The sequence below is a fragment of the Pseudomonas sp. MH9.3 genome (assembly GCF_034354675.1).
In the GTDB taxonomy this organism is placed as follows: domain Bacteria; phylum Pseudomonadota; class Gammaproteobacteria; order Pseudomonadales; family Pseudomonadaceae; genus Aquipseudomonas.
The window spans coordinates 2,480,777-2,497,926 of the sequence record NZ_CP133785.1 but is presented as its reverse complement, the minus strand read 5'-3'; the positions used below and the strand labels follow the sequence as shown (position 1 = coordinate 2,497,926).

General features: G+C 62.1%; 14 protein-coding genes. 6 read left to right on the top strand and 8 right to left on the bottom strand.

The genetic code is table 11. The annotated features are described in order from the left end of the window. Nucleotides 1-67: 67 nt before the first annotated feature. A complete protein-coding gene (locus RHM60_RS10895) occupies nt 68-2,017 on the bottom strand; it encodes an LTA synthase family protein (RefSeq protein ID WP_209984390.1) in 1,950 nt (649 codons plus the stop codon). 201 nt (nt 2,018-2,218) lie between these two features. Here RHM60_RS10895 and colR point away from each other — a divergent pair, with 201 nt between their 5' ends. The 5 genes from colR (at nt 2,219) to RHM60_RS10870 (ending at nt 5,962) form a co-directional block, all read left to right on the top strand. Beyond that, nucleotides 2,219-2,902, top strand: coding sequence for a two-component system response regulator ColR (gene colR, locus RHM60_RS10890; protein WP_003175870.1), 684 nt, complete (start codon nt 2,219-2,221; stop codon nt 2,900-2,902). After that, nucleotides 2,892-4,178, top strand: a complete 1,287-nt coding sequence (locus RHM60_RS10885; protein WP_209984387.1) for a sensor histidine kinase — start codon at nt 2,892-2,894, stop codon at nt 4,176-4,178. Before colR ends, RHM60_RS10885 begins: the two co-directional genes overlap by 11 nt. Nucleotides 4,179-4,333: 155 nt before the next feature. Then, a complete protein-coding gene (locus RHM60_RS10880; protein ID WP_057007217.1) occupies nt 4,334-5,014 on the top strand; it encodes a class I SAM-dependent methyltransferase in 681 nt (226 codons plus the stop codon). Nucleotides 5,015-5,018: 4 nt separating this feature from the next. Continuing rightward, nucleotides 5,019-5,738 (top strand): lipopolysaccharide kinase InaA family protein, encoded by a 720-nt coding sequence (locus RHM60_RS10875; protein ID WP_209984385.1) that lies wholly within the window; start codon nt 5,019-5,021, stop codon nt 5,736-5,738. Further along, nucleotides 5,735-5,962 carry a hypothetical protein gene (locus RHM60_RS10870; protein WP_057007215.1) on the top strand — a complete coding sequence of 76 codons (228 nt, stop codon included), beginning with the start codon at nt 5,735-5,737 and terminating at the stop codon, nt 5,960-5,962. Before RHM60_RS10875 ends, RHM60_RS10870 begins: the two co-directional genes overlap by 4 nt. 465 nt (nt 5,963-6,427) lie before the next feature. Here RHM60_RS10870 and RHM60_RS10865 read toward each other — a convergent pair whose 3' ends face one another. Genes RHM60_RS10865 through RHM60_RS10855 form a run of 3 tightly spaced genes read right to left on the bottom strand, consistent with a single transcriptional unit; the run spans nt 6,428 to nt 10,051 of the window. After that, complete coding sequence (locus RHM60_RS10865) at nt 6,428-7,525, bottom strand: DUF1513 domain-containing protein (protein ID WP_322214596.1); 1,098 nt, start codon at nt 7,523-7,525, stop codon at nt 6,428-6,430. A 2-nt stretch (nt 7,526-7,527) separates the two neighbouring features. Then, nucleotides 7,528-8,592 carry an imelysin family protein gene (locus RHM60_RS10860; RefSeq protein WP_231423207.1) on the bottom strand — a complete coding sequence of 355 codons (1,065 nt, stop codon included), beginning with the start codon at nt 8,590-8,592 and terminating at the stop codon, nt 7,528-7,530. 31 nt (nt 8,593-8,623) lie between these two features. Continuing rightward, nucleotides 8,624-10,051: a di-heme oxidoredictase family protein gene (locus RHM60_RS10855; protein ID WP_231423205.1), complete on the bottom strand. Its 1,428-nt coding sequence runs from the start codon at nt 10,049-10,051 to the stop codon at nt 8,624-8,626. Between the two features lie 140 nt (nt 10,052-10,191). Between RHM60_RS10855 and RHM60_RS10850 the strand changes: the two genes are divergently transcribed. Further along, nucleotides 10,192-10,755: an NAD(P)H nitroreductase gene (locus tag RHM60_RS10850; protein WP_209984376.1), complete on the top strand. Its 564-nt coding sequence runs from the start codon at nt 10,192-10,194 to the stop codon at nt 10,753-10,755. A 167-nt stretch (nt 10,756-10,922) separates the two neighbouring features. Here the strand turns inward: RHM60_RS10850 and RHM60_RS10845 are convergent, their stop codons facing one another. From RHM60_RS10845 to RHM60_RS10830, 4 genes are all read right to left on the bottom strand, one after another. Next, a complete protein-coding gene (locus tag RHM60_RS10845) occupies nt 10,923-13,061 on the bottom strand; it encodes a methyl-accepting chemotaxis protein (protein WP_322214427.1) in 2,139 nt (712 codons plus the stop codon). A 127-nt stretch (nt 13,062-13,188) separates the two neighbouring features. Next, nucleotides 13,189-13,602, bottom strand: coding sequence for a YbaN family protein (locus RHM60_RS10840; RefSeq protein ID WP_322214425.1), 414 nt, complete (start codon nt 13,600-13,602; stop codon nt 13,189-13,191). Between the two features lie 167 nt (nt 13,603-13,769). Beyond that, nucleotides 13,770-14,378, bottom strand: a complete 609-nt coding sequence (locus RHM60_RS10835; RefSeq protein WP_322214423.1) for a biliverdin-producing heme oxygenase — start codon at nt 14,376-14,378, stop codon at nt 13,770-13,772. A gap of 137 nt (nt 14,379-14,515) precedes the next feature. Further along, nucleotides 14,516-17,080 (bottom strand): TonB-dependent receptor, encoded by a 2,565-nt coding sequence (locus RHM60_RS10830; protein WP_322214421.1) that lies wholly within the window; start codon nt 17,078-17,080, stop codon nt 14,516-14,518. Nucleotides 17,081-17,150 lie beyond the last annotated feature (70 nt).

Here is a 17,150-nt window from a genome sequence, read left to right as displayed (position 1 = left end):
TACCCCTGTACCGAAAGCCCCGCCTGCAGTGATGCAGGCGGGGCTTTTTTATATTCAAAGTCTGCTGTCAGCGTGCACCAATGGTGGGTACCACCTCCGTTGGCGCTTTCCAGCCCAACAGTCGCTGCTTGAACCCATAGCTGGCTGCCTGATAGTAGGTGATCGCCCGCTGGATCAACGGGTCATCGCTGCCCACGCGCAACTCCAGGCTCTCGTCCAAAGCCAGGTTGTGGCGGCGCAGTCCCAGTCGCGGGCTGAGGATCGCCAGGTCCTTGCCGTCAAACAGACCCAGATGCTGATAGTTACCCACTACAACGCGTGCAGGAAGCGGATTGTCCTGCAGCAGGTTGCGGCCAAAGAATGTCGACTCATAGCTCAGGTTGATCAACCCCAACAACGTGGGCGCCAGGTCGATCTGGCTGGCCAGTTGCGCAGTTTCGCGCGCATCGATCAGCTTTGGCGCATAAATAAACAGTGGAATCTGGTAGTTGGTGATAGGCAGGTCTTCCTTGCCTGCGCTGCCAGCGGTGTGGTCGGCGACGAACACAAAGATCGTGTTGTCGAACCACGGCTTCTGACGTGCTGCTTCAAGAAATTGGCCGATAGCGTGGTCGGTGTATTTCACCGCACCGTCGCGGCCATTACCGGATTTGATATCGATGCGCCCGTCCGGGTAGGTATAGGGGCGGTGATTGGAGGTGGTCATCAATTGCAACAGGAACGGTTGCTGCCTGGCGTAATCGGCATCGGCCAGTTTCAGGGTTTGTTTATAGAGATCCTCGTCGGCCATGCCCCAGGCATTTTTAAACGAGATTTCTGCCTCGGGCACGCTGCTCTGGTCCACGACCCGATAACCGTTGCCGCTGAAAAATGCATTCATATTGTCGAAGTAACCGCGCCCGCCGTAGACGAACACGCTGTCGTAACCGATGGCCGAGAGTTGTTGGCCAAGGCTGGCGAAACCGCTTTCGCGGCCAATGCGCTTGACGATAGAGCGTCCCGGGGTAGGCGGGATGGCTAGCGTGATGGCCTCCAGTCCGCGGTCGGTGCGGGTGCCGGTGGCATAGAAGTTATTGAAGTACAGGCTTTGCGAGCGTAACGCGTCCAGGTTTGGCGTCAGATTGCGACCGTCGCCGTTGCTGCCCATGTACTTGGCGCTGAAACTTTCTATGGTCACCAGCACGATATTGGGTTTACGCAGGGTGCCCGGGTTGGTGATGGCGCGACGGATATCGAGTGGGTCTTGGCTGATGAAGCGTGCATTAGGTTCGCTGAGTTCGACACGCAATTGTTTGGCGACCACCTCAGTAGGCAAAGTCGTATAGAACTTTGGATAATCCAGTTCGTTGTTACGAAAGGCGGCAAAGAACTGATACGGTCCATTGCTTGCCAGTTCGTTGTTGTAGGCGTTGCCGCCCTGGGCGCGCGGGCTGTCCTGGCTTATCAATTGCAGACTCGCGCCGGCCACCATCATCAGGGCAAGGGCATTCAGCAGACGGTCACGCGCGGCGGGCAGCGGTGCGTGCATTGCAGCATTGAACGGTTTGCGCAATGCGACGCTGAAGACAAGGGCCAGCATCGCCAGCAGGCTCAGTAGCTTGCCGATCGGGTACGACTCCAACAGGTTGTTCAGCACCTCATCGGAGTACACCAGGTAGTCGACGGCGATAAAGTTGAAGCGCACGCCGAACTCGTCCCAGAACAGCCACTCGGCCACCGCAGTGAACAGCATCGCAAACAGACTCACCGTGAGCACCGCTTGCAGGAACCAGCGATGGCCACGAAGGCGCCACATCGCAGGCGGGCATAGCAACACATACAGTCCCAGCGGCAGGGCCGCATAGGCCAGGAACCCAAGATCGTAAAGCAGTCCCACGCCGAACACCGGCAGCAGATTGCCGCCGACCTCATTCATGTGGGTGATGAGCAGCACGCTGCGGGTAAGCAGGAAAACCAGTAACCAGGCACCGGTTATCAACAGCAAGTACCGCATAGGAGCGGTTTTGAAAAATGCCATGTCTATATTCCTTATATCGATGGGCGGCGATCTTCAGCCTGAGGCTGTGGTCAACTTGTGAAGCTATAGTGAAAATCTCGTTTGTCCATGCGATCAGTTGAAAACTGTTATCGAGCGCCGTTTCGGCTCTATCCCTCAGCCACACTTGCCCTTAAGCTGCGCGAGCCAACATGGCCGTTACCGCGTACGGAGACATTGCCCATGCGAATTTTATTGGTTGAAGACAACCGCGATATCCTCGCCAACCTGGCGGATTATCTGGGGCTCAAGGGCTATACCGTCGACTGTGCGCAGGACGGTTTGTCGGGCCTGCACCTGGCCGCCACCGAGCATTACGACCTGATCGTGCTCGACATCATGCTGCCGGGCATCGACGGCTACACCCTGTGCAAACGCCTGCGCGAAGATGCGCGGCGTGACACGCCCGTCATCATGCTCACCGCCCGCGACCAGTTGGATGACCGCCTGCAAGGCTTCAAGTCCGGCGCCGATGACTACCTGCTCAAGCCGTTCGCGCTGTCGGAGCTGGCCGCACGTATCGAAGCGGTGCTGCGCCGTGCCCAGGGTGGCGGACGCCGTGCGCTGCAAGTGGGCGACCTGAGCTACGACCTCGACACCCTCGAGGTAACCCGCGAGGGCCGCCTGCTCAAACTCAACCCGGTCGGCCTCAAGCTGCTGGCGGTCTTGATGCAGAAGAGCCCCCACGTGTTGCGTCGCGAGATCCTCGAAGAAGCGCTGTGGGGCGACGACTGCCCGGACAGCGACAGCCTGCGCAGCCACGTCCACCAATTGCGCCAGGTGATCGACAAGCCGTTTGCCAAGCCGCTGCTGCAAACCGTGCACGGCGTGGGTTACCGCCTGGCCGAGGGTCGAGATGGAGTTTAAGCAAAGCCTTGCCCAGCGGATCATCATCGCGTTTGCCCTGATGAGCGCGCTGGTGGCGGGGGCCTTCGCCATGGGCATCGTTGCCACGGTGCACCTGGTGGAAGAGAAACTCATCTCGGCCGGCCTGGGCGGCGACCTGCAGCGCCTGCTGATGATGGACAGCGTCGAAGACTGGCGCCACCGTCCCGAGCCGGACCAGCTGTTTTATTTCAGCGGCGGGCCGGGCGACTTCGAACTGCCCAAGGACCTGCGGCACCTGGAGCCGGGTTTCCATGAGGTGTTTCGCGAGTCGCTGTCGTATCACGCCATGGTCGAAGTGGTGGATGGCCGGCGCTATGTGTTGCTGCAGGACCAGAGCGATTTCGAGGAGCGCGAGCGTGTGCTGTTTGCCGTGGTGCTGGTGGGCTTTGTGCTCAGCCTGGCGCTGGCGGTATTCCTCGGCTGGGTGCTGGCGCGAAAAGTGATGGCGCCGGTGGTACGTCTGGCGCGTCAGGTACGCCACCGCGACCAGTTGCTCGGCCTGGCACCGCCCCTGGCGCCGGATTATGCGGCTGACGAAGTGGGTGAACTGGCCGTAGCGTTCGACGCCACCCTGGGCCGCCTGCGCCAGGCGCTGTCGCGCGAGCAGCTGTTTACCAGCGACGTGAGCCACGAATTGCGCACCCCGCTGATGGTGCTGGCCAGCTCCTGCGAACTGCTGCTGGAGAACCCGGCGATCGATCAGCGCGGACGCAACCAGGTGCAGCGCATTGCCCGGGCCTGTGAAGAGATGCGCGAACTGGTGCAGACCTTCCTGATGCTCGCCCGCGCCGAACACAGCGAGGAAACCATGTCGCCCCAGGTGACCTTGCCGCAGGTGGCTGAAGACCTGCTCGGGATCTGGCGCGAGCCCATCGAGCGCAAGGGCCTGGAACTCATCTACCACCCGGGCAGCCCGCTGGACACACGTTACAACACCACCTTTTTGCACGCGGTGATGGGCAATCTGTTGCGCAACGCTTTGCACTACACCGAACACGGCTTTATTCGCCTCACCCTTGAACCCAGCGGGTTCGTGGTGGAGGACTCCGGCGTCGGCATTCCCGAGGAAAAACGCGAAGCGATGTTCGAGCCCTTCGTACGCGGCACTGGCAGCGAGAAGCGCGGCGAAGGCCTGGGGCTCGGGTTGTCGCTGGTACAACGCATCTGCGAGAACCAGGGCTGGAGCGTCAGCTTGAGCACCATGGAGCCCAGCGGTTGCTGCTTTCGTGTCGAGCTGAACCCGCCCAAGCTGTAAGCGCGGCATGCAGGGGCGAATACATTCGCTCCTGCAGTTTTCAGTAACGTCTTGAAATGTATCAGAATAGACAGGACAAGTTTTTCACACTTGGTTGACCTGTTGATCACAGTTCGCTGCTTAAGGTTGCAGGCATCAGTGACCGGAGACATAAGATGCCTTCCCCAATCAAGCTTGAGTTTTCCGAAAAGTACGATGATCAGCATGCGCAGAATTATTTGCTCAAGCATCAGGACAATCTGGCGCGTCGGCTGTCCCACAAACGCGACGAACAATTGGCACGCGGTGCACTGGCCATGGCCGGTGAGCCAGGCCTGGTGCTGGACCTGCCGTGTGGTGCCGGACGTTTCTGGCCGCTGCTGGCCGAAAAGCCCAACCGTGTGATCATCGGTGCGGACAATTCCGCATCCATGTTGAAGGTCGCAACGCTGGCCCAACCGGCGGATGTGGTGAAACGGGTACGGCCTTTGCAGACTTCAGCCTTTGATATTGATTTGCCAGACAGTTCGGTCGACAGCATTTTCTGCATGCGCCTGCTCCACCATATCGGTGACCCGGCGCACAGGCTGGCGATTCTGCGGGAGTTCCAACGGGTTACCCGTGACAGCGTGATCATTTCGCTGTGGGTGGATGGCAATTTCAAGGCCTGGAAACGCAAGCGCGCCGAGGTCAAACGTCGCAGGAAAGGTGAGCAGGACGGTTACCAAAACAGATTTGTGTTACCGGCTGCTACTGTTGAGGCAGAATTCGAGCAGGCCGGTTTCCGTGTTCAGGAATCCCTGGATTTCATCCCGCTCTACGCCATGTGGCGAGTTTATGTATTGCGCAAGAGGTAACAGGATGGCAGTTGAGTGCGTAGCAGGCAGTCATGTAGCTCCCGAGGAGCGATTTGATTATTTCTGGCGCCAGCAGGGCGAGTGGGTCGAGGAACCCAACCGTCGACGTGGCGGTGAGAGCGGTGTGCAACGTGTCGTCAGCGCCAACGGTCGCTTGCTCTACAGCAAGCGCCAGACCGGGCATATCTACCGTAGCTGGCTGCACCCGTTCGGGCGCCCGACCGTGTTGCGCGAGCGCGATGCGCTCAAGGGCTTGCGGCTATTGGACGTGCGAGTGCCCGAGATGGTGTTCTGTGAGGCGCGTCGCGACCCCGAACACCAATGGAAAGCCTTATTGGTGACGGCATCGCTGGATGGTTTCGACGAGATCGAAAACTGGTACGCCGCCGGCGGCCGTGAACAGTATGGCGAAGCGGTGCATGAGCGCCTGCTCAAGGAATTGGCCGAAACCCTGGCCCGCATGCATAAAGGGCGCTGGCAGCATGGTTGCCTGTACATCAAGCATGTGTTCGTAAAAGTGACAGGCGACGTCGACTCGGCCAAGGTGGAAGTGGCACTGCTGGACTTCGAAAAATGCCGCCAGCGGCTGACCGCTTATCGCGCCGCCTCCCACGACATGCTGCAGCTGCGTCGCCATTCGTCGTTCAGCGATAGCGACTGGAAGAAACTGAGCTATTTTTACGAGACGGCGTTTGGCAGCGCTATCAAGGGTTTAACCAAATGAAGCTAGAAATAGCACGAGGTTTGTTTCTGGTCGGGGCGTTGGGCGTGTCAGCCCTTGCCCTGGCTGCATGGGAGCAGCCTCGGACACAGGTGCTCAGTGCAACTCAAGGCAGCGGGCAATGCCTGCTGCCGCGGGTTGCCAAGGCGAATGTGGCGGCCAGGCCCGATCATGATTTGCTGTTGTTCATGTTCGGGATGTCCCAAGGGATGAGGCCGCAAAGTTGAAGCGATTGAAACCCCCGAAAGGGCCTTACTCCGTGAGGCCCTTTTTTTGTGGGCAACGGATCTGAAATCAACGCCCATCACCTAGGGGAACGGGCTTGGTGTGGCGAGCGGGCTTGCCCTAATGCCGTTCAGTTAAGGAAAGTGTGTGGGCTTATTGTGGCGAGCGGGCTTGCCCCGCGTTGGGGTGCGAAGCGCCCCCAATCGAGCAAAACGCGGTGTACCTGATCCGGCTCAGCGCCTGGCTTTGGGGCTGCTGCGCAGCCCAACGCAGGACAAGCCTGCTCGCCACAGGGAATCTGCGCTTAACTGAACGGCATTAGGGCTTGCCGCGCGTTGGGCTGCGCAGCGGCCCCAAAACCAGCCTCCGCGTAGTATCAGGTATACCGAGGGTTTCCTGATTGGGGGCGCTTCGCACCCCAACGCGGGGCAAGCCCGCTCGCCACAGAGGCGTCGTCATGGCGCAGATCAGACCAGGTGCAGGTGGTTATCCCAAAGCCCCGCCGGCAACTCCAGCGGTTGGGCGACCAGCTGTTTCTGTCGGCAATCGTAGAACCGGCAGCGCCCCTGACCTGACGTCACTACAAACCCATCCGCCACCGCTCCCACACCCGCGCAGTCAGGCAACGGTCCATCCAGGCGCAGCTCTCCGCTGTCCATGTCCCAGATAAAGAAGCGATTGCCCCGCGGCGCGGTCAACGCCACCAGGCGCAGCTCACTGTGCACGGCGACGCTGGCGGTGTAATGCCCCATCGTCTGCAACTGCTCATCGGCCACCGGGAACGCGACGAAGGGCTGACCGGGACGTTTGATCGCCAGCAGCTCGGAACGCTCCTGGGACGGCCCCATGAATTGCTGCCCGGTGAGGATGGTGCCATCGCTGGCGATGCCCATATGGCGCACGCTGTTCATCGGCTGGGCGAGGGTCTCCTTGCTGATCAGCGTACCGTCGCGCTGCATCAGCACCAGGCTCGGCTCCATGGCGTTGAGGTTCATCTCCACACGGCTTTCGGCCTCGGTGCGAATACCGCCGTTGGCCACCACCAGGGTCTCGCCATCGGGCATCCATGACACCTGATGCGGGCCGATGCCGTGGGTGGACAGCTCGCCACTGTACACCAGTCGCTCGCCGTCGAAGCGGTACACGCCGAGCAGGCCACGACCGGGGTCGCAGGTGTCGTTCTCGGTGGCGTACAGCCAATCGCCGCCTTTGTGAATCACCGCATGGCCGTAGAAATGACGGTTGGCGTTGGCGGTGAGGGTCTGCAGCAGTGCGCCATCGCGCAGGTCGATCAGGTAGCTCTCGGTGCCCGGACGACGGGCGACAAACAGCGCAATCGGCCGCGTCGGATGGTTGATGATGTCGTGGCAGCGCTGGCCGACCTGGGTGGCAAACACCGGCTTGCCGTCCAGGCGGTAGCCCACGGCGTAGTGGTTACCATCGGCATCATCACGCGCCGACAGCAGCAGCGGGCCCTTGTCCTTCTGCTTGAACAATGTCCAGCCACCAAGGGTGAGGGCGCTGAGCAATACGCTGCCCACCGCCAAAGCCTGTCGCCTGAGCATCATCAGTCACCGTCATTGGCGTTGAAGCCAAGCTGAATGCCCAACGCCTTGGCCAGCTCGCCTTCGTGCAGGCGGTGGACGACGTTGAGGCTGTCGTAGAGGTCGTTGAGCTGCTGGCGCCCGGCGTCATCGGCCAGCAGTTCATTGAGGGGGCGCTGGTTGCTGGCGAACAGTTTGAGCGAGGCGGCGTAGGCGGCGTCGATCTTGTCGGCCAACGGCTTTTGCTCGGCCGGCAACAGGCCACGCAGGCCCTTGTTGTCAACACCCACCCACACAGTGCGCGCGGCAGCGAGGCTGGCCTCCAGGCTTTGCAGGGACGACTGGCTGCGCCAGGCATCAGCCTGGAACGGCTGCGGGATGCCCTTGGTCTGGCGGCCCATCGGCGTGCCGAGTTTTTTCTTCAGGGTGTCCAGCGCGGTCACCTGCACGCGCAGCAGGTCGGCGATGGCCTCGTGGGAATCGGCATAGCGCTGGTTGGGAAACTTGCTCATTTGCGCGAGCATGCCGTCGGTACTGTTCCAGCTCGCCAGGATCTCTTCGGCCAGGGCTTTCTGACGCTCGCCGATGGCCATCAGCAGTGGGCAGTAACGGGCTTTTTGCGCGGCGTCGGCGATGTCGGTCCTGGCGTCGTACAGGATGTATTCGTAGGCCGACAGGCCTTGCACCACCACGCTGGACTTGGCCAGGGCTGCGCCGTCAATCTGCGGCTGCGCGGTAACCAGTTGTTCGACCTGGCGGCCTACCAGGTTTTTCTTGTCCGGCCAGAACTGTACCTGCCACGCGCGATTGCCTTCGGCCAGCGGGCCGATCAGCAGCGGTTGCAGCTCGGCCCAGGCTTTTTGTGCGTGGAGGAAGTCGGCGCGGGCGGTGTCCAGGCTCTCTTTGCCCTGGCAATAGGCCAGAGCGCTGACGGCCAGTTGACGGTCGGCGTCGACCCAGCGGCTGTAGGTCGGCAGGATCACCTGCTTGGCGATGGCTGCCGAGGTCACGGCCTGCGGGTCTTGCGGTGAGCAGGCGCCGAGGGCGAGGGCGGCAAGGCTGGTGAACAACAACTTGGGACGGAACATGTCGAGCTCCCTTATCGGATTGGGGCAAAGCTTATAGAGAATTCAGGAACGCCAGCAACGCGGCACGCTGCTCGGCATCAAAGGACAGCACCTGCTGCTGCGCCGGCTGTGCCTGGCCGCCGTGCCACAGCACGGCCTCAAGCAGGTTGCGGGCGCGGCCGTCATGCAGAAACTGGGTGTGGCCACTCACGGTCTGCGTCAAGCCGATGCCCCACAACGGCGGCGTGCGCCAGTCGCGGCCACCGGCCTTGAATTCGCTGCGGTGGTCGGCCAGGCCTTCGCCCATGTCGTGCAGCAGCAGGTCGCTGTAGGGGCGAATCAACTGATTGGCCAGCTCGGGCTCGGCGGCATTGGCAGCCGTCGTGAACGACGGCGTGTGGCAGCCCTGGCAGCCGGCCTGGTAGAACAGGTTTTTGCCAGCCAGCACCTGCGGCGTGTCGACGCCGCGACGTGCCGGCACCGCAAGGTTACGGGTGTAGAACAGCACCAGGCGCAGAATATTGTCGCTGACTTCCGGCTCACCCTCGGGGCCATTGCCGTTGGGCGCCTGTTTGCAGGCGACCTGAGCGTCGGTGCAGTCATCGAACGGTCGCAGGGAAGTGGTGAGGCCCATATCACCGGAAAACGCGTGAACATTCTGTTGATTGAGGTTCGGTTGCCCGGCTTTCCAGCCAAAACGGCCGAGCACGGTGGTTTGCCGGGCGTCATCCCACACCTGATTGGCGCGGCCGATGAGTGCGTCCCTGCCGGCGGTCTTCGGGTCGGTGTTGCGCAGGATATCGGCTTCGCTGATGGCTTCGAGCAGGCCCAGGCCGATCATCGGCGGGGCGATGCGTGCGGAAAAGCGCGTGTCCGGGTGCATTGGCCCATAGCCGAGCTGGGTGATCTGCAGCGCAGGCTTGCGCAGCTCGACCACCGTGCCGTCCTTGAAGGTGACGTTGACGGGCGTGTAGTCGACCCGCACCTTGCCTTCCGGCACCACGCCCGGCACGGCCATGTCCTGCAACTGGCCGCCGTACACCGGCTCGGGCACCACGCCGGCCTGTTCGATCAGCCTGGCGTAGTCCGGCGTATCCGGTAGGGACAGGCGCACCAGCATCGACACGGCGTTGGGCGCATCGGGTAGCGGCGGGTGGCCGCGTCCATCCTTGATATGGCAGTTCTGGCAGGCATTGGTGTTGAACAGCGGCCCCAGGCCATCGCGGGCGGTGGTGGTGGAGGGGGCGATTACCCAGGGGCTGCGAAAGAAACTGTTGCCGACGCTGAAGTCCACGCGGCGCGTGGGCGACAAGTTGGCCGAGGGCAGGGAAAACGCGTTCTGGTCACGCTTGTTCACCGTCGCTGCGCCACCGGCCCGCGCTTCGCCAGGCTCTGCCTTGGTGAACCTGGGGGCGTCGTCGCAGGCGGTCAGGCTCAAGGCCATCAATGCTGCGCACAGGCGAAAAAGCGAACGGAACATCGAGTTTCCTGAGGCGATGGCGAAAAAGGGGTCGCAAAGTCTAACAGGGCCGGGGGCAATGAATAAGAGCAATTATCGTTTGCTGGCATCGCGTTTCATTCCCGCTAGAATGACCCCACATTTTTTTCTGGAGGTGGCCCATGCAGGCTCTCGACGCTTTGCTCAATCGTGTTTCCGTGCCGCGTCTGCTGGAGCCGGCACCGACCCAGGAGCAGCGCGATGTGCTGTTCGCCGCCGCCATGCGCGCGCCTGACCACGGCCAATTGCGGCCGTGGCGCTTCCTCACGGTGGAAGGCGCTGCCCGTGAGCAGATGGGCACCTTGCTGGCCGAAGCGGCGCTGCTCAATGATGCCGAGACGCCGCAAGCGGCCATCGACAAGGCTCGGAACGGCCCCCTGCGTGCGCCGTTGGTGGTGGTGGTGATTGCTCGCCTGCAGGCGCATTTCAAGGTGCCCAAATCCGAACAGCTGCTGGCAGCAGCCTGTGCGGCCCATAGCATTTTGCTGGCGGCTTATGCGCAGGGGATTGGTGCGGTGTGGCGTACCGGGGAATTGTCGTATTCGCCGCATGTGGCCAAGGGGTTGGGGCTGGTGGAGGGGGAAGAGGTGATTGGTTTTCTGTATTTGGGGACGCCGCAGAATCCGCCGCGTAGTGCGCCCAAGGAGGATGTGGCGGCGTTTGTGCAGGGGTGGTCCGGCGTTTGACAGGGGGCACATCGGTTGCTGCGGTGAAGGCTGAGATTGGTTCCGGCGCCTCGCTGATGCTCGGTGTGCGCGCACGCCGGCCAGCAAGGTTGACGGGGCGCCGGAGATCAAAAACAGTGTGATCTCCATCAGGCAAATGGAGATCCAAGTGTGGGAGGGGGCCAGCTCTACACCTTGAACTGATCCATCAGCTTCATCTGCTGGCTGGCCAGGGCATTCAGTTGGCTGCTGATGGCCGCCGACTCGGTGGCCTGGCCGGTCAGGGTCTCGGTCACGGTGCGAATCGCCGATACGTTGCGGTTGACCTCTTCGGCCACTGCGCTCTGTTCTTCGGCGGCGCTGGCGATTTGCAGGTTCATGTCGCTGATCACCGTCACTGCTTCGCTGATCTTGCCCAGCGCCGCGACCGCCTGATGGATTTGCCCGGCATTGCTCTGGGCCTGTTGCTGGCTGGAGTGCATGGTCGCCACCACCCCGCGGGTGCCGCTCTGGATGCGTTCGATCACCAGGCGAATTTCTTCCACCGAGTCCTGGGTGCGCTTGGCCAGGTTGCGCACTTCGTCGGCCACCACCGCAAAACCACGACCGCTTTCGCCGGCGCGAGCCGCTTCGATGGCCGCGTTCAGGGCCAGCAGGTTGGTTTGCTCGGCGATGCTGCGGATCACTTCCAGTACCGAACCGATCTGCTCGCTGTTGACCGCCAGAGCCTCGACTTCGCTCACGGCCTTGCTCACTTCGTCGGCCAGAGTGGTGATGTCACGGGTGCTTTGCTCGATGATCGACATGCCTTCACGCGCCGACTGGTCCGCGCCGCGCGCCGCGCTGGCGGCACTGGACGCGCTGTTGGCCACGTCGTGGGCGGTGGCGCTCATTTCATTGGACGCGGTGGCCACCTGGTCGATTTCGCGGAACTGCACCTGCATGCCTTCGCTGGTCTGGCGTGCGATGGCCGATGACTGATCGGCCGTGCCTCGCGCTTCGGTGATGCTTTGCTTGATCTGCGCGATGGTCGGTTGCAGCTTGTCGAGGAAGCGGTTGAACCAGTTCACCAGTTCGCCCAATTCGTCTTTGCGGGTGTACGTCAGGCGCTGGGTGAGGTCGCCGTCGCCGCTGGCGATGTCCTTGAGCATGGCGGCCACGCTGTTGATCGGCCGGGTGACGCCGGTGGCGGTCAGCCAGATCAGCAGCAATCCGAGCAGCCCCGCGCCGACACCCACGCCGATGGACAACAGCGCACTGGCGGCCTGGGCCTCATCGATGACCCCTTGCAGCTTGGTCGAATCAGCCAGCATCACGTGCTTGGGCAGCTTGACCACCACGCCCCAGGCCTTGGCATCGGCAATCGGCTTGAACGGGTAGACCGCACGGATCGTGTCGCCCTGTTCGCGGTTGACGTGGCTGTCAGTGGCCAGCAGTTGCACGACTTCCTTGCCTTCGGCGCCCATGATTTGCGCCAGGTTCTTGCCGACTTTGCCCGGTTCGCCGCTGTAGGCCGCAATCAGGCCGGTGCTGGAGATCACCTCAAGGTGCGCGGCACCGTCGAAGAGATTTTTCTGCGCCTCCTCGGTGGCCACTTGCAGGGCACCGAGGGCGATGTCGACACCGACCACGCCGATCACCTTGCCGTCCACGATCAATGGCTGCGACAGGGTGGTCATCAGCACCGTCTTGCCGGCGACGGTGTCTTCGTAAGGGTCCAGCAGGCAGGTGTTGCGGGTATCGCGTGAGCAGGTGTACCAAATGTTGTAGGGCGTGCCGCTGAGGTTGAGGGCGGTCTTGTTCAGATCCTCCTCGATCATGATGGTGTTCACGTCTGTGCCGCCGGCGCGGCTCCAGTAGCTGGCGAAGCGTCCTGACTCATTGGACACGCGGGCCTTGTCGCCGACGAATTCGCTGTCTTTGCCGTCCAGCCCATTGGGCTCGAACGATAGCCACATGCCCAGCACTTTGCTGTTGCGCTCGAAGGCAGTTTTCAGGCTCTGGTTGAGCTCCTCGCGCAGCGCAGCAGGTTCCAGCCCGCGTTTGGCGGCGAGGTTGCGCAGGTCCTTGATCTGGTCGACGAGGGCGGTCGCGGCGGTGAGGTTGTCGCCGAAGGTTTTCTGCAACTGCAGAGCTTGTTCAGCAGCGTTGGCCTGCAGCAGTTTCTGCACGTTGCTGGTGAGCATGCGCGAGCTTGAGTCGCTGGTCAGTTGATCGTTCTTGTCGGTCTCGCGCAGGTTGATGCTGACGATCAGCGCAATCACCCCCAACAGGCAGAGGCCGGACAGCAGCACAATTTTCAGGCGAATTGAAAGAGTGTTGAGCATGGGTTAACTCGCGAAAGGACAAAGTTGAGTGCAAACAGGACGAGCCAAGTCCATTCGGCGCTATGCCTGAAACATCGGCGTCATGAATCAATTCGTGAGGGCAAGGCGATGAGCGGTAGGAAAAAGACTACATGCCACGTTGGGTGGGGGCTGCGAGCCGTTCCGGGCGCGACCAGATCCACAGGTTGCCCAGGCCCATGCCGGCAATTGCCAGGTAGATCGGCCAGCCGTGATCAAGCATCACCAGCATCAGCAAGGCGCACACCAGCATGCTGACGGTGGCACTGACCTTGGCCCGGCGCGCGATGATTTTGCCGTTGCGCCAGTTGAACAGGATGGGCCCGAACAGGCGGTGGTTTTCCAGCCAGGCGCTGAGGCGCGGTGAGCTTTTGGTGGCGGCCCAGGCGGCCAGCAGGATGAATTCGGTGGTGGGCAACCCCGGGATTACAATCGCCACCAGGCCGATGCCCAGGCTGACGTAGGCCAGCAGGCCGAACAGGAGCTGTGCGATTTTTGAGGTGGAGTGGGGTTTGCCGGTCATGTCTGTGCGCAATATAAAATAAAGCAAAAAATCAGTTTGAAATGCGAACCCCCTGTGGGAGCGGGCTTGCCCGCGAAAGCGGTGGGTCAGTCAACATCAATGCTTGCTGGGCCGACGTCTTCGCGGGCAAGTCAGCTCCCACATTTGATCGCATTCCAATTCAGGTATCAGGCCAGTTCGGGGGCGCTAGCGTACGCCTGTTCGAGCAGCACGGTGAAGCGTACAAACGCGTCAATCGCGCCTTTTTCCACGGTGGCTTCTTCTTCGGCGCTGAACTCGAGGGCGTCGAGGGTGCGGGTGAAGCGCTTCCAGCCTTCGGCGCGACCACCGGCCGGCTCGCCCAGGTGGCGGGCACCGAAGGTTTCGCTCAGGCCAAGGCCCACGGCGCGCTTGATCAGGAACGCGGCGCCGAGCTTGGAACCCTCGGACACAAACAGCCAGCCCAGGGCTTCGGCCCTGCTCGGGTTCTGCACGGCGCCGGCGACCGGTGTCGGCACTTCGGTGTCGAGGTCGCCCAGGTCGAGCCGGGCGGCGTCGGCGCGGCAGCGTTCGGCGAGGTCGGGGATGATGTCGATCAGCTCGGCATCGTTGTACAGCGCCACCAGTTCCGACTGAAACAGGTACTGCGCCACCACGAAACGGGCGAAGTTGGCCCGCGTGTCGAACGGCGCGTGGGCCTTGACCAGGGCGTCGAGCCGGGTGTGTGGCGCGTGGGTGATCTGGTTCAGGCGCTGGGAGCGCAGGCTCGGGCGTTCTGCAGTAGGGGAAGCGGTCATCGAAAAAGTCCTTGAGAAGGGTAGCGCCTGGTTGCCCTGAAGAGAGCGGTTATCAACTAGACGAACAAGAAGACGCGGCACAGTAAAAAATCCTCACCCCGGCGCTGAACAATCGCGGCGAGGTGAGGCTGATGTCGTCAGATGTCCCAGATCAGGTTGATCGCAACGTTGCGGCCGGGCTGGGTCAGGCGGTCGAGGTTGGCCGGGCCGGTCACTGCCGCTTCGCCGACGCTGTCGTAGCTGCGCACGTCATCCCAGTTCCAGTATTTTTTGTCGGTGAGGTTGTAGAGGCCACCGTTGATGGTCACGTCCTGGCTGACTTTGTAGTACGCGCTCAGGTCGAGGATGCCAAAGCCCGGTGTCTTGAACGGGCCGCTGGTGTCGCCGTCCGGTGCGTGGAAGGTGCTGCTGTCGACGCGATGCTGCTTTTTCACCAGTGTCCAGCTCAGCAGGCCGCCGTAGTTGTCCTGGTCGTAGCCCAGGCCGAACACGCCCTTGAGCGGGTTGACGCTGTTGAGCGGTTCGCCGTTCTCATCGTTACGACCGTAGGCATAGGACACCGCGCCCTGGGTGTAGAGACCCTGCGGCGCGCCGAAGGTATCCAGGTTGAGGCGGCCCTTGGCTTCGGCGCCCCTGACGGTGGCGCGCTTGATGTTGATGGCCTGGAACTGCTCCACGGTGCCGCCGACCACGGCGTTGTCTTCGTCGATGAAGTTGCGGTACTTGTTGTAGAACACCGCGATCTCGAAGGAGCCTGCGTCGAATGCGCCGCGAATCCCGGTCTCGATCCCTTTGCTGGTTTCCGGCTTGAGGTCGGGGTTGGGTTCGACGGTGTAACCCAGGTTGAGGTTTTCGAAGCGGCCGTACAGCGACTTGGCGGAGGGCGTGCGGAAACCTTCGGCGTATTGGCCGAACCAGGTGTATTGATCGGTAAGGGCGTAGGTCAGACCAAACTTGGGCGTCACGCGGTGCCAGGTCTTGTCCTTGTCGCTGACCGAAGCCGCACCCGTGGGGTTTACGGTGTTGAGAAACGCCTGGGTCAGTTTCGGCTTGAGCTGGGTGTAGTCGTAGCGCACGGCGGGCAGGAAGGTCCATTGGTCCCAGGTGATCTGGTCCTGGGCGAACAGCGAATAGGTGTTGATGGTCGGGTCCGGGAAGTCGCTGGATTTCTTCACGCTGTCGCCGGCTTGCGGGCTCGGTGCACCGATGGCGGTGCAGCCACTGCCAACCGCCAGGCACGTGGCGGCGCCTTCGCGCGAACCGGTGACTTTCTGCTGTTTGAGCGTGGTGCCGTAAGTCACCTGGTGATCGGTATCGCCGAGGCTGAAGGCCTTGTCCAGTTGTGCATCGAATACCCATTGTTTTTCTTCGTACAGCGTGTCGCGGGTGCGCAGAACGCGGCGGCCCGACTGATAGATCTCGGCGGTGGTCTGGTCGGTCTTGGCGATCTGGTAATTGAGGCTGGTCTTGATGCGGTCGGCTATCGGCGACTTGAGGGAGAAGGTGTTTTCCAGGCCGAAACGTTCCCGGGTGATGGTGTCGTTGCCGCGCCGGTCGCGGTAGAGGTTGAAGCCGCGGCCGCCAATGAACGGGCCGCCCACCGCGTTTTTCAGGTTGACGTCGCGATCATCCTTGTACTTTTCGTAGGTCAGGCCCAGGCGGTTGTCGTCCCCGTAGTTCCAGCCCAGTTTGGCCAGCACGTTGGTGGTGCGCGCATCCTCCGGGTTGGCGCCGGTGCGGGCCAGGCCGGTGGCGTTGTTGCCGTCGTAGGACTGGGTTTCATGACCCCTGCGTTGGCTCAGGTGCAGCAGGCCGTCGATGTCCTGTACGCGGCCGGCGACGGTGCCGGAGGTCAGCCAGCTGTCGTCGGCGGAGCTATAGCCGGTTTTCAGGCGGGCGCCGACGTCCTGGCCCGGTTTGATGATGTCGTCCGGGTCGAGGGTGAAATAACTCACGGCGCCGCCGATGGCGCTGCTGCCGTAAAGGGCCGAGGCCGGGCCACGGAGGATTTCCACGCGCTTGACGATTTCCGGATCGACGTAGTTGCGGCGCGTCTTGGCGTAGGGGCCGTTGAAGAAGTTGTCCGGCACTTCGACGCCATCGACCTGGGTGAGGATGCGGTTGCCGTCGATCCCGCGAATGTTGTACCCCCCGTTACCGGAGCGAGTACCTGCGCCGCCCACCGATACGCCGGGTTCGTAGCGCACCAGTTCGCGAAGGGTGTTCACGTTCTGGCGGTCCAGTTCCTGGCGCTCATGCACGGTGACGGTGCTCGGTACGCTGTCCACCGCCTGCTCGGTACGGGTTGCGCTGATGGTCACCTGTTGCAGGTTGACGGTGCCGCCGACGGCGCGTTTTTCCAGCACGATGTTGTTATTGCCCAGTTTGCGGTAGCTCAGGTTGGTCCCCACCAACAGCCGATCCAGCGCTCTCTCGGGTGGCAGTGCGCCGCGCACGCCTGGCGATGACACACCCTGGCCCAGCTCGGCCGGCAGGCCTACTTGCCAGCCGGTCACGGCGGTAAAGGCATTGAGCGCCGAGACCAGTGGCTGCTGTTCAATGCTGAACGCGTAATTGCCATGGCTGCGCGGGGTCGGCTCGGCAGCCGCAGCGTCCATCACCGGCGCACCGGCCAGCAGGAGAGCGGCAGTCAGCAGGGACAATACGGGCGAGGAAGACCGACGGTTGAAACAAGAGGACATCGTGAACGCTCCGGAGGTACGAATCTTATAGTTGCGAACCGTTCCAAATAGGAATCAGTTGCATTGGCTA

What these genes read in the sequence shown, in the direction of transcription:
- colR (WP_003175870.1), top strand. Translation starts at nt 2,219, where the DNA reads ATGCGAATTTTATTGGTTGAAGACAACCGCGATATCCTCGCCAACCTG.
- RHM60_RS10850 (WP_209984376.1), top strand. Translation starts at nt 10,192, where the DNA reads ATGCAGGCTCTCGACGCTTTGCTCAATCGTGTTTCCGTGCCGCGTCTG.
- RHM60_RS10845 (WP_322214427.1), bottom strand. Translation starts at nt 13,061, where the DNA reads ATGCTCAACACTCTTTCAATTCGCCTGAAAATTGTGCTGCTGTCCGGC.
- RHM60_RS10895 (WP_209984390.1), bottom strand. Translation starts at nt 2,017, where the DNA reads ATGGCATTTTTCAAAACCGCTCCTATGCGGTACTTGCTGTTGATAACC.
- RHM60_RS10835 (WP_322214423.1), bottom strand. Translation starts at nt 14,378, where the DNA reads ATGACCGCTTCCCCTACTGCAGAACGCCCGAGCCTGCGCTCCCAGCGC.
- RHM60_RS10855 (WP_231423205.1), bottom strand. Translation starts at nt 10,051, where the DNA reads ATGTTCCGTTCGCTTTTTCGCCTGTGCGCAGCATTGATGGCCTTGAGC.
- RHM60_RS10885 (WP_209984387.1), top strand. Translation starts at nt 2,892, where the DNA reads ATGGAGTTTAAGCAAAGCCTTGCCCAGCGGATCATCATCGCGTTTGCC.
- RHM60_RS10860 (WP_231423207.1), bottom strand. Translation starts at nt 8,592, where the DNA reads ATGTTCCGTCCCAAGTTGTTGTTCACCAGCCTTGCCGCCCTCGCCCTC.
- RHM60_RS10865 (WP_322214596.1), bottom strand. Translation starts at nt 7,525, where the DNA reads ATGCTCAGGCGACAGGCTTTGGCGGTGGGCAGCGTATTGCTCAGCGCC.
- RHM60_RS10840 (WP_322214425.1), bottom strand. Translation starts at nt 13,602, where the DNA reads ATGACCGGCAAACCCCACTCCACCTCAAAAATCGCACAGCTCCTGTTC.
- RHM60_RS10875 (WP_209984385.1), top strand. Translation starts at nt 5,019, where the DNA reads ATGGCAGTTGAGTGCGTAGCAGGCAGTCATGTAGCTCCCGAGGAGCGA.
- RHM60_RS10830 (WP_322214421.1), bottom strand. Translation starts at nt 17,080, where the DNA reads ATGTCCTCTTGTTTCAACCGTCGGTCTTCCTCGCCCGTATTGTCCCTG.
- RHM60_RS10870 (WP_057007215.1), top strand. Translation starts at nt 5,735, where the DNA reads ATGAAGCTAGAAATAGCACGAGGTTTGTTTCTGGTCGGGGCGTTGGGC.
- RHM60_RS10880 (WP_057007217.1), top strand. Translation starts at nt 4,334, where the DNA reads ATGCCTTCCCCAATCAAGCTTGAGTTTTCCGAAAAGTACGATGATCAG.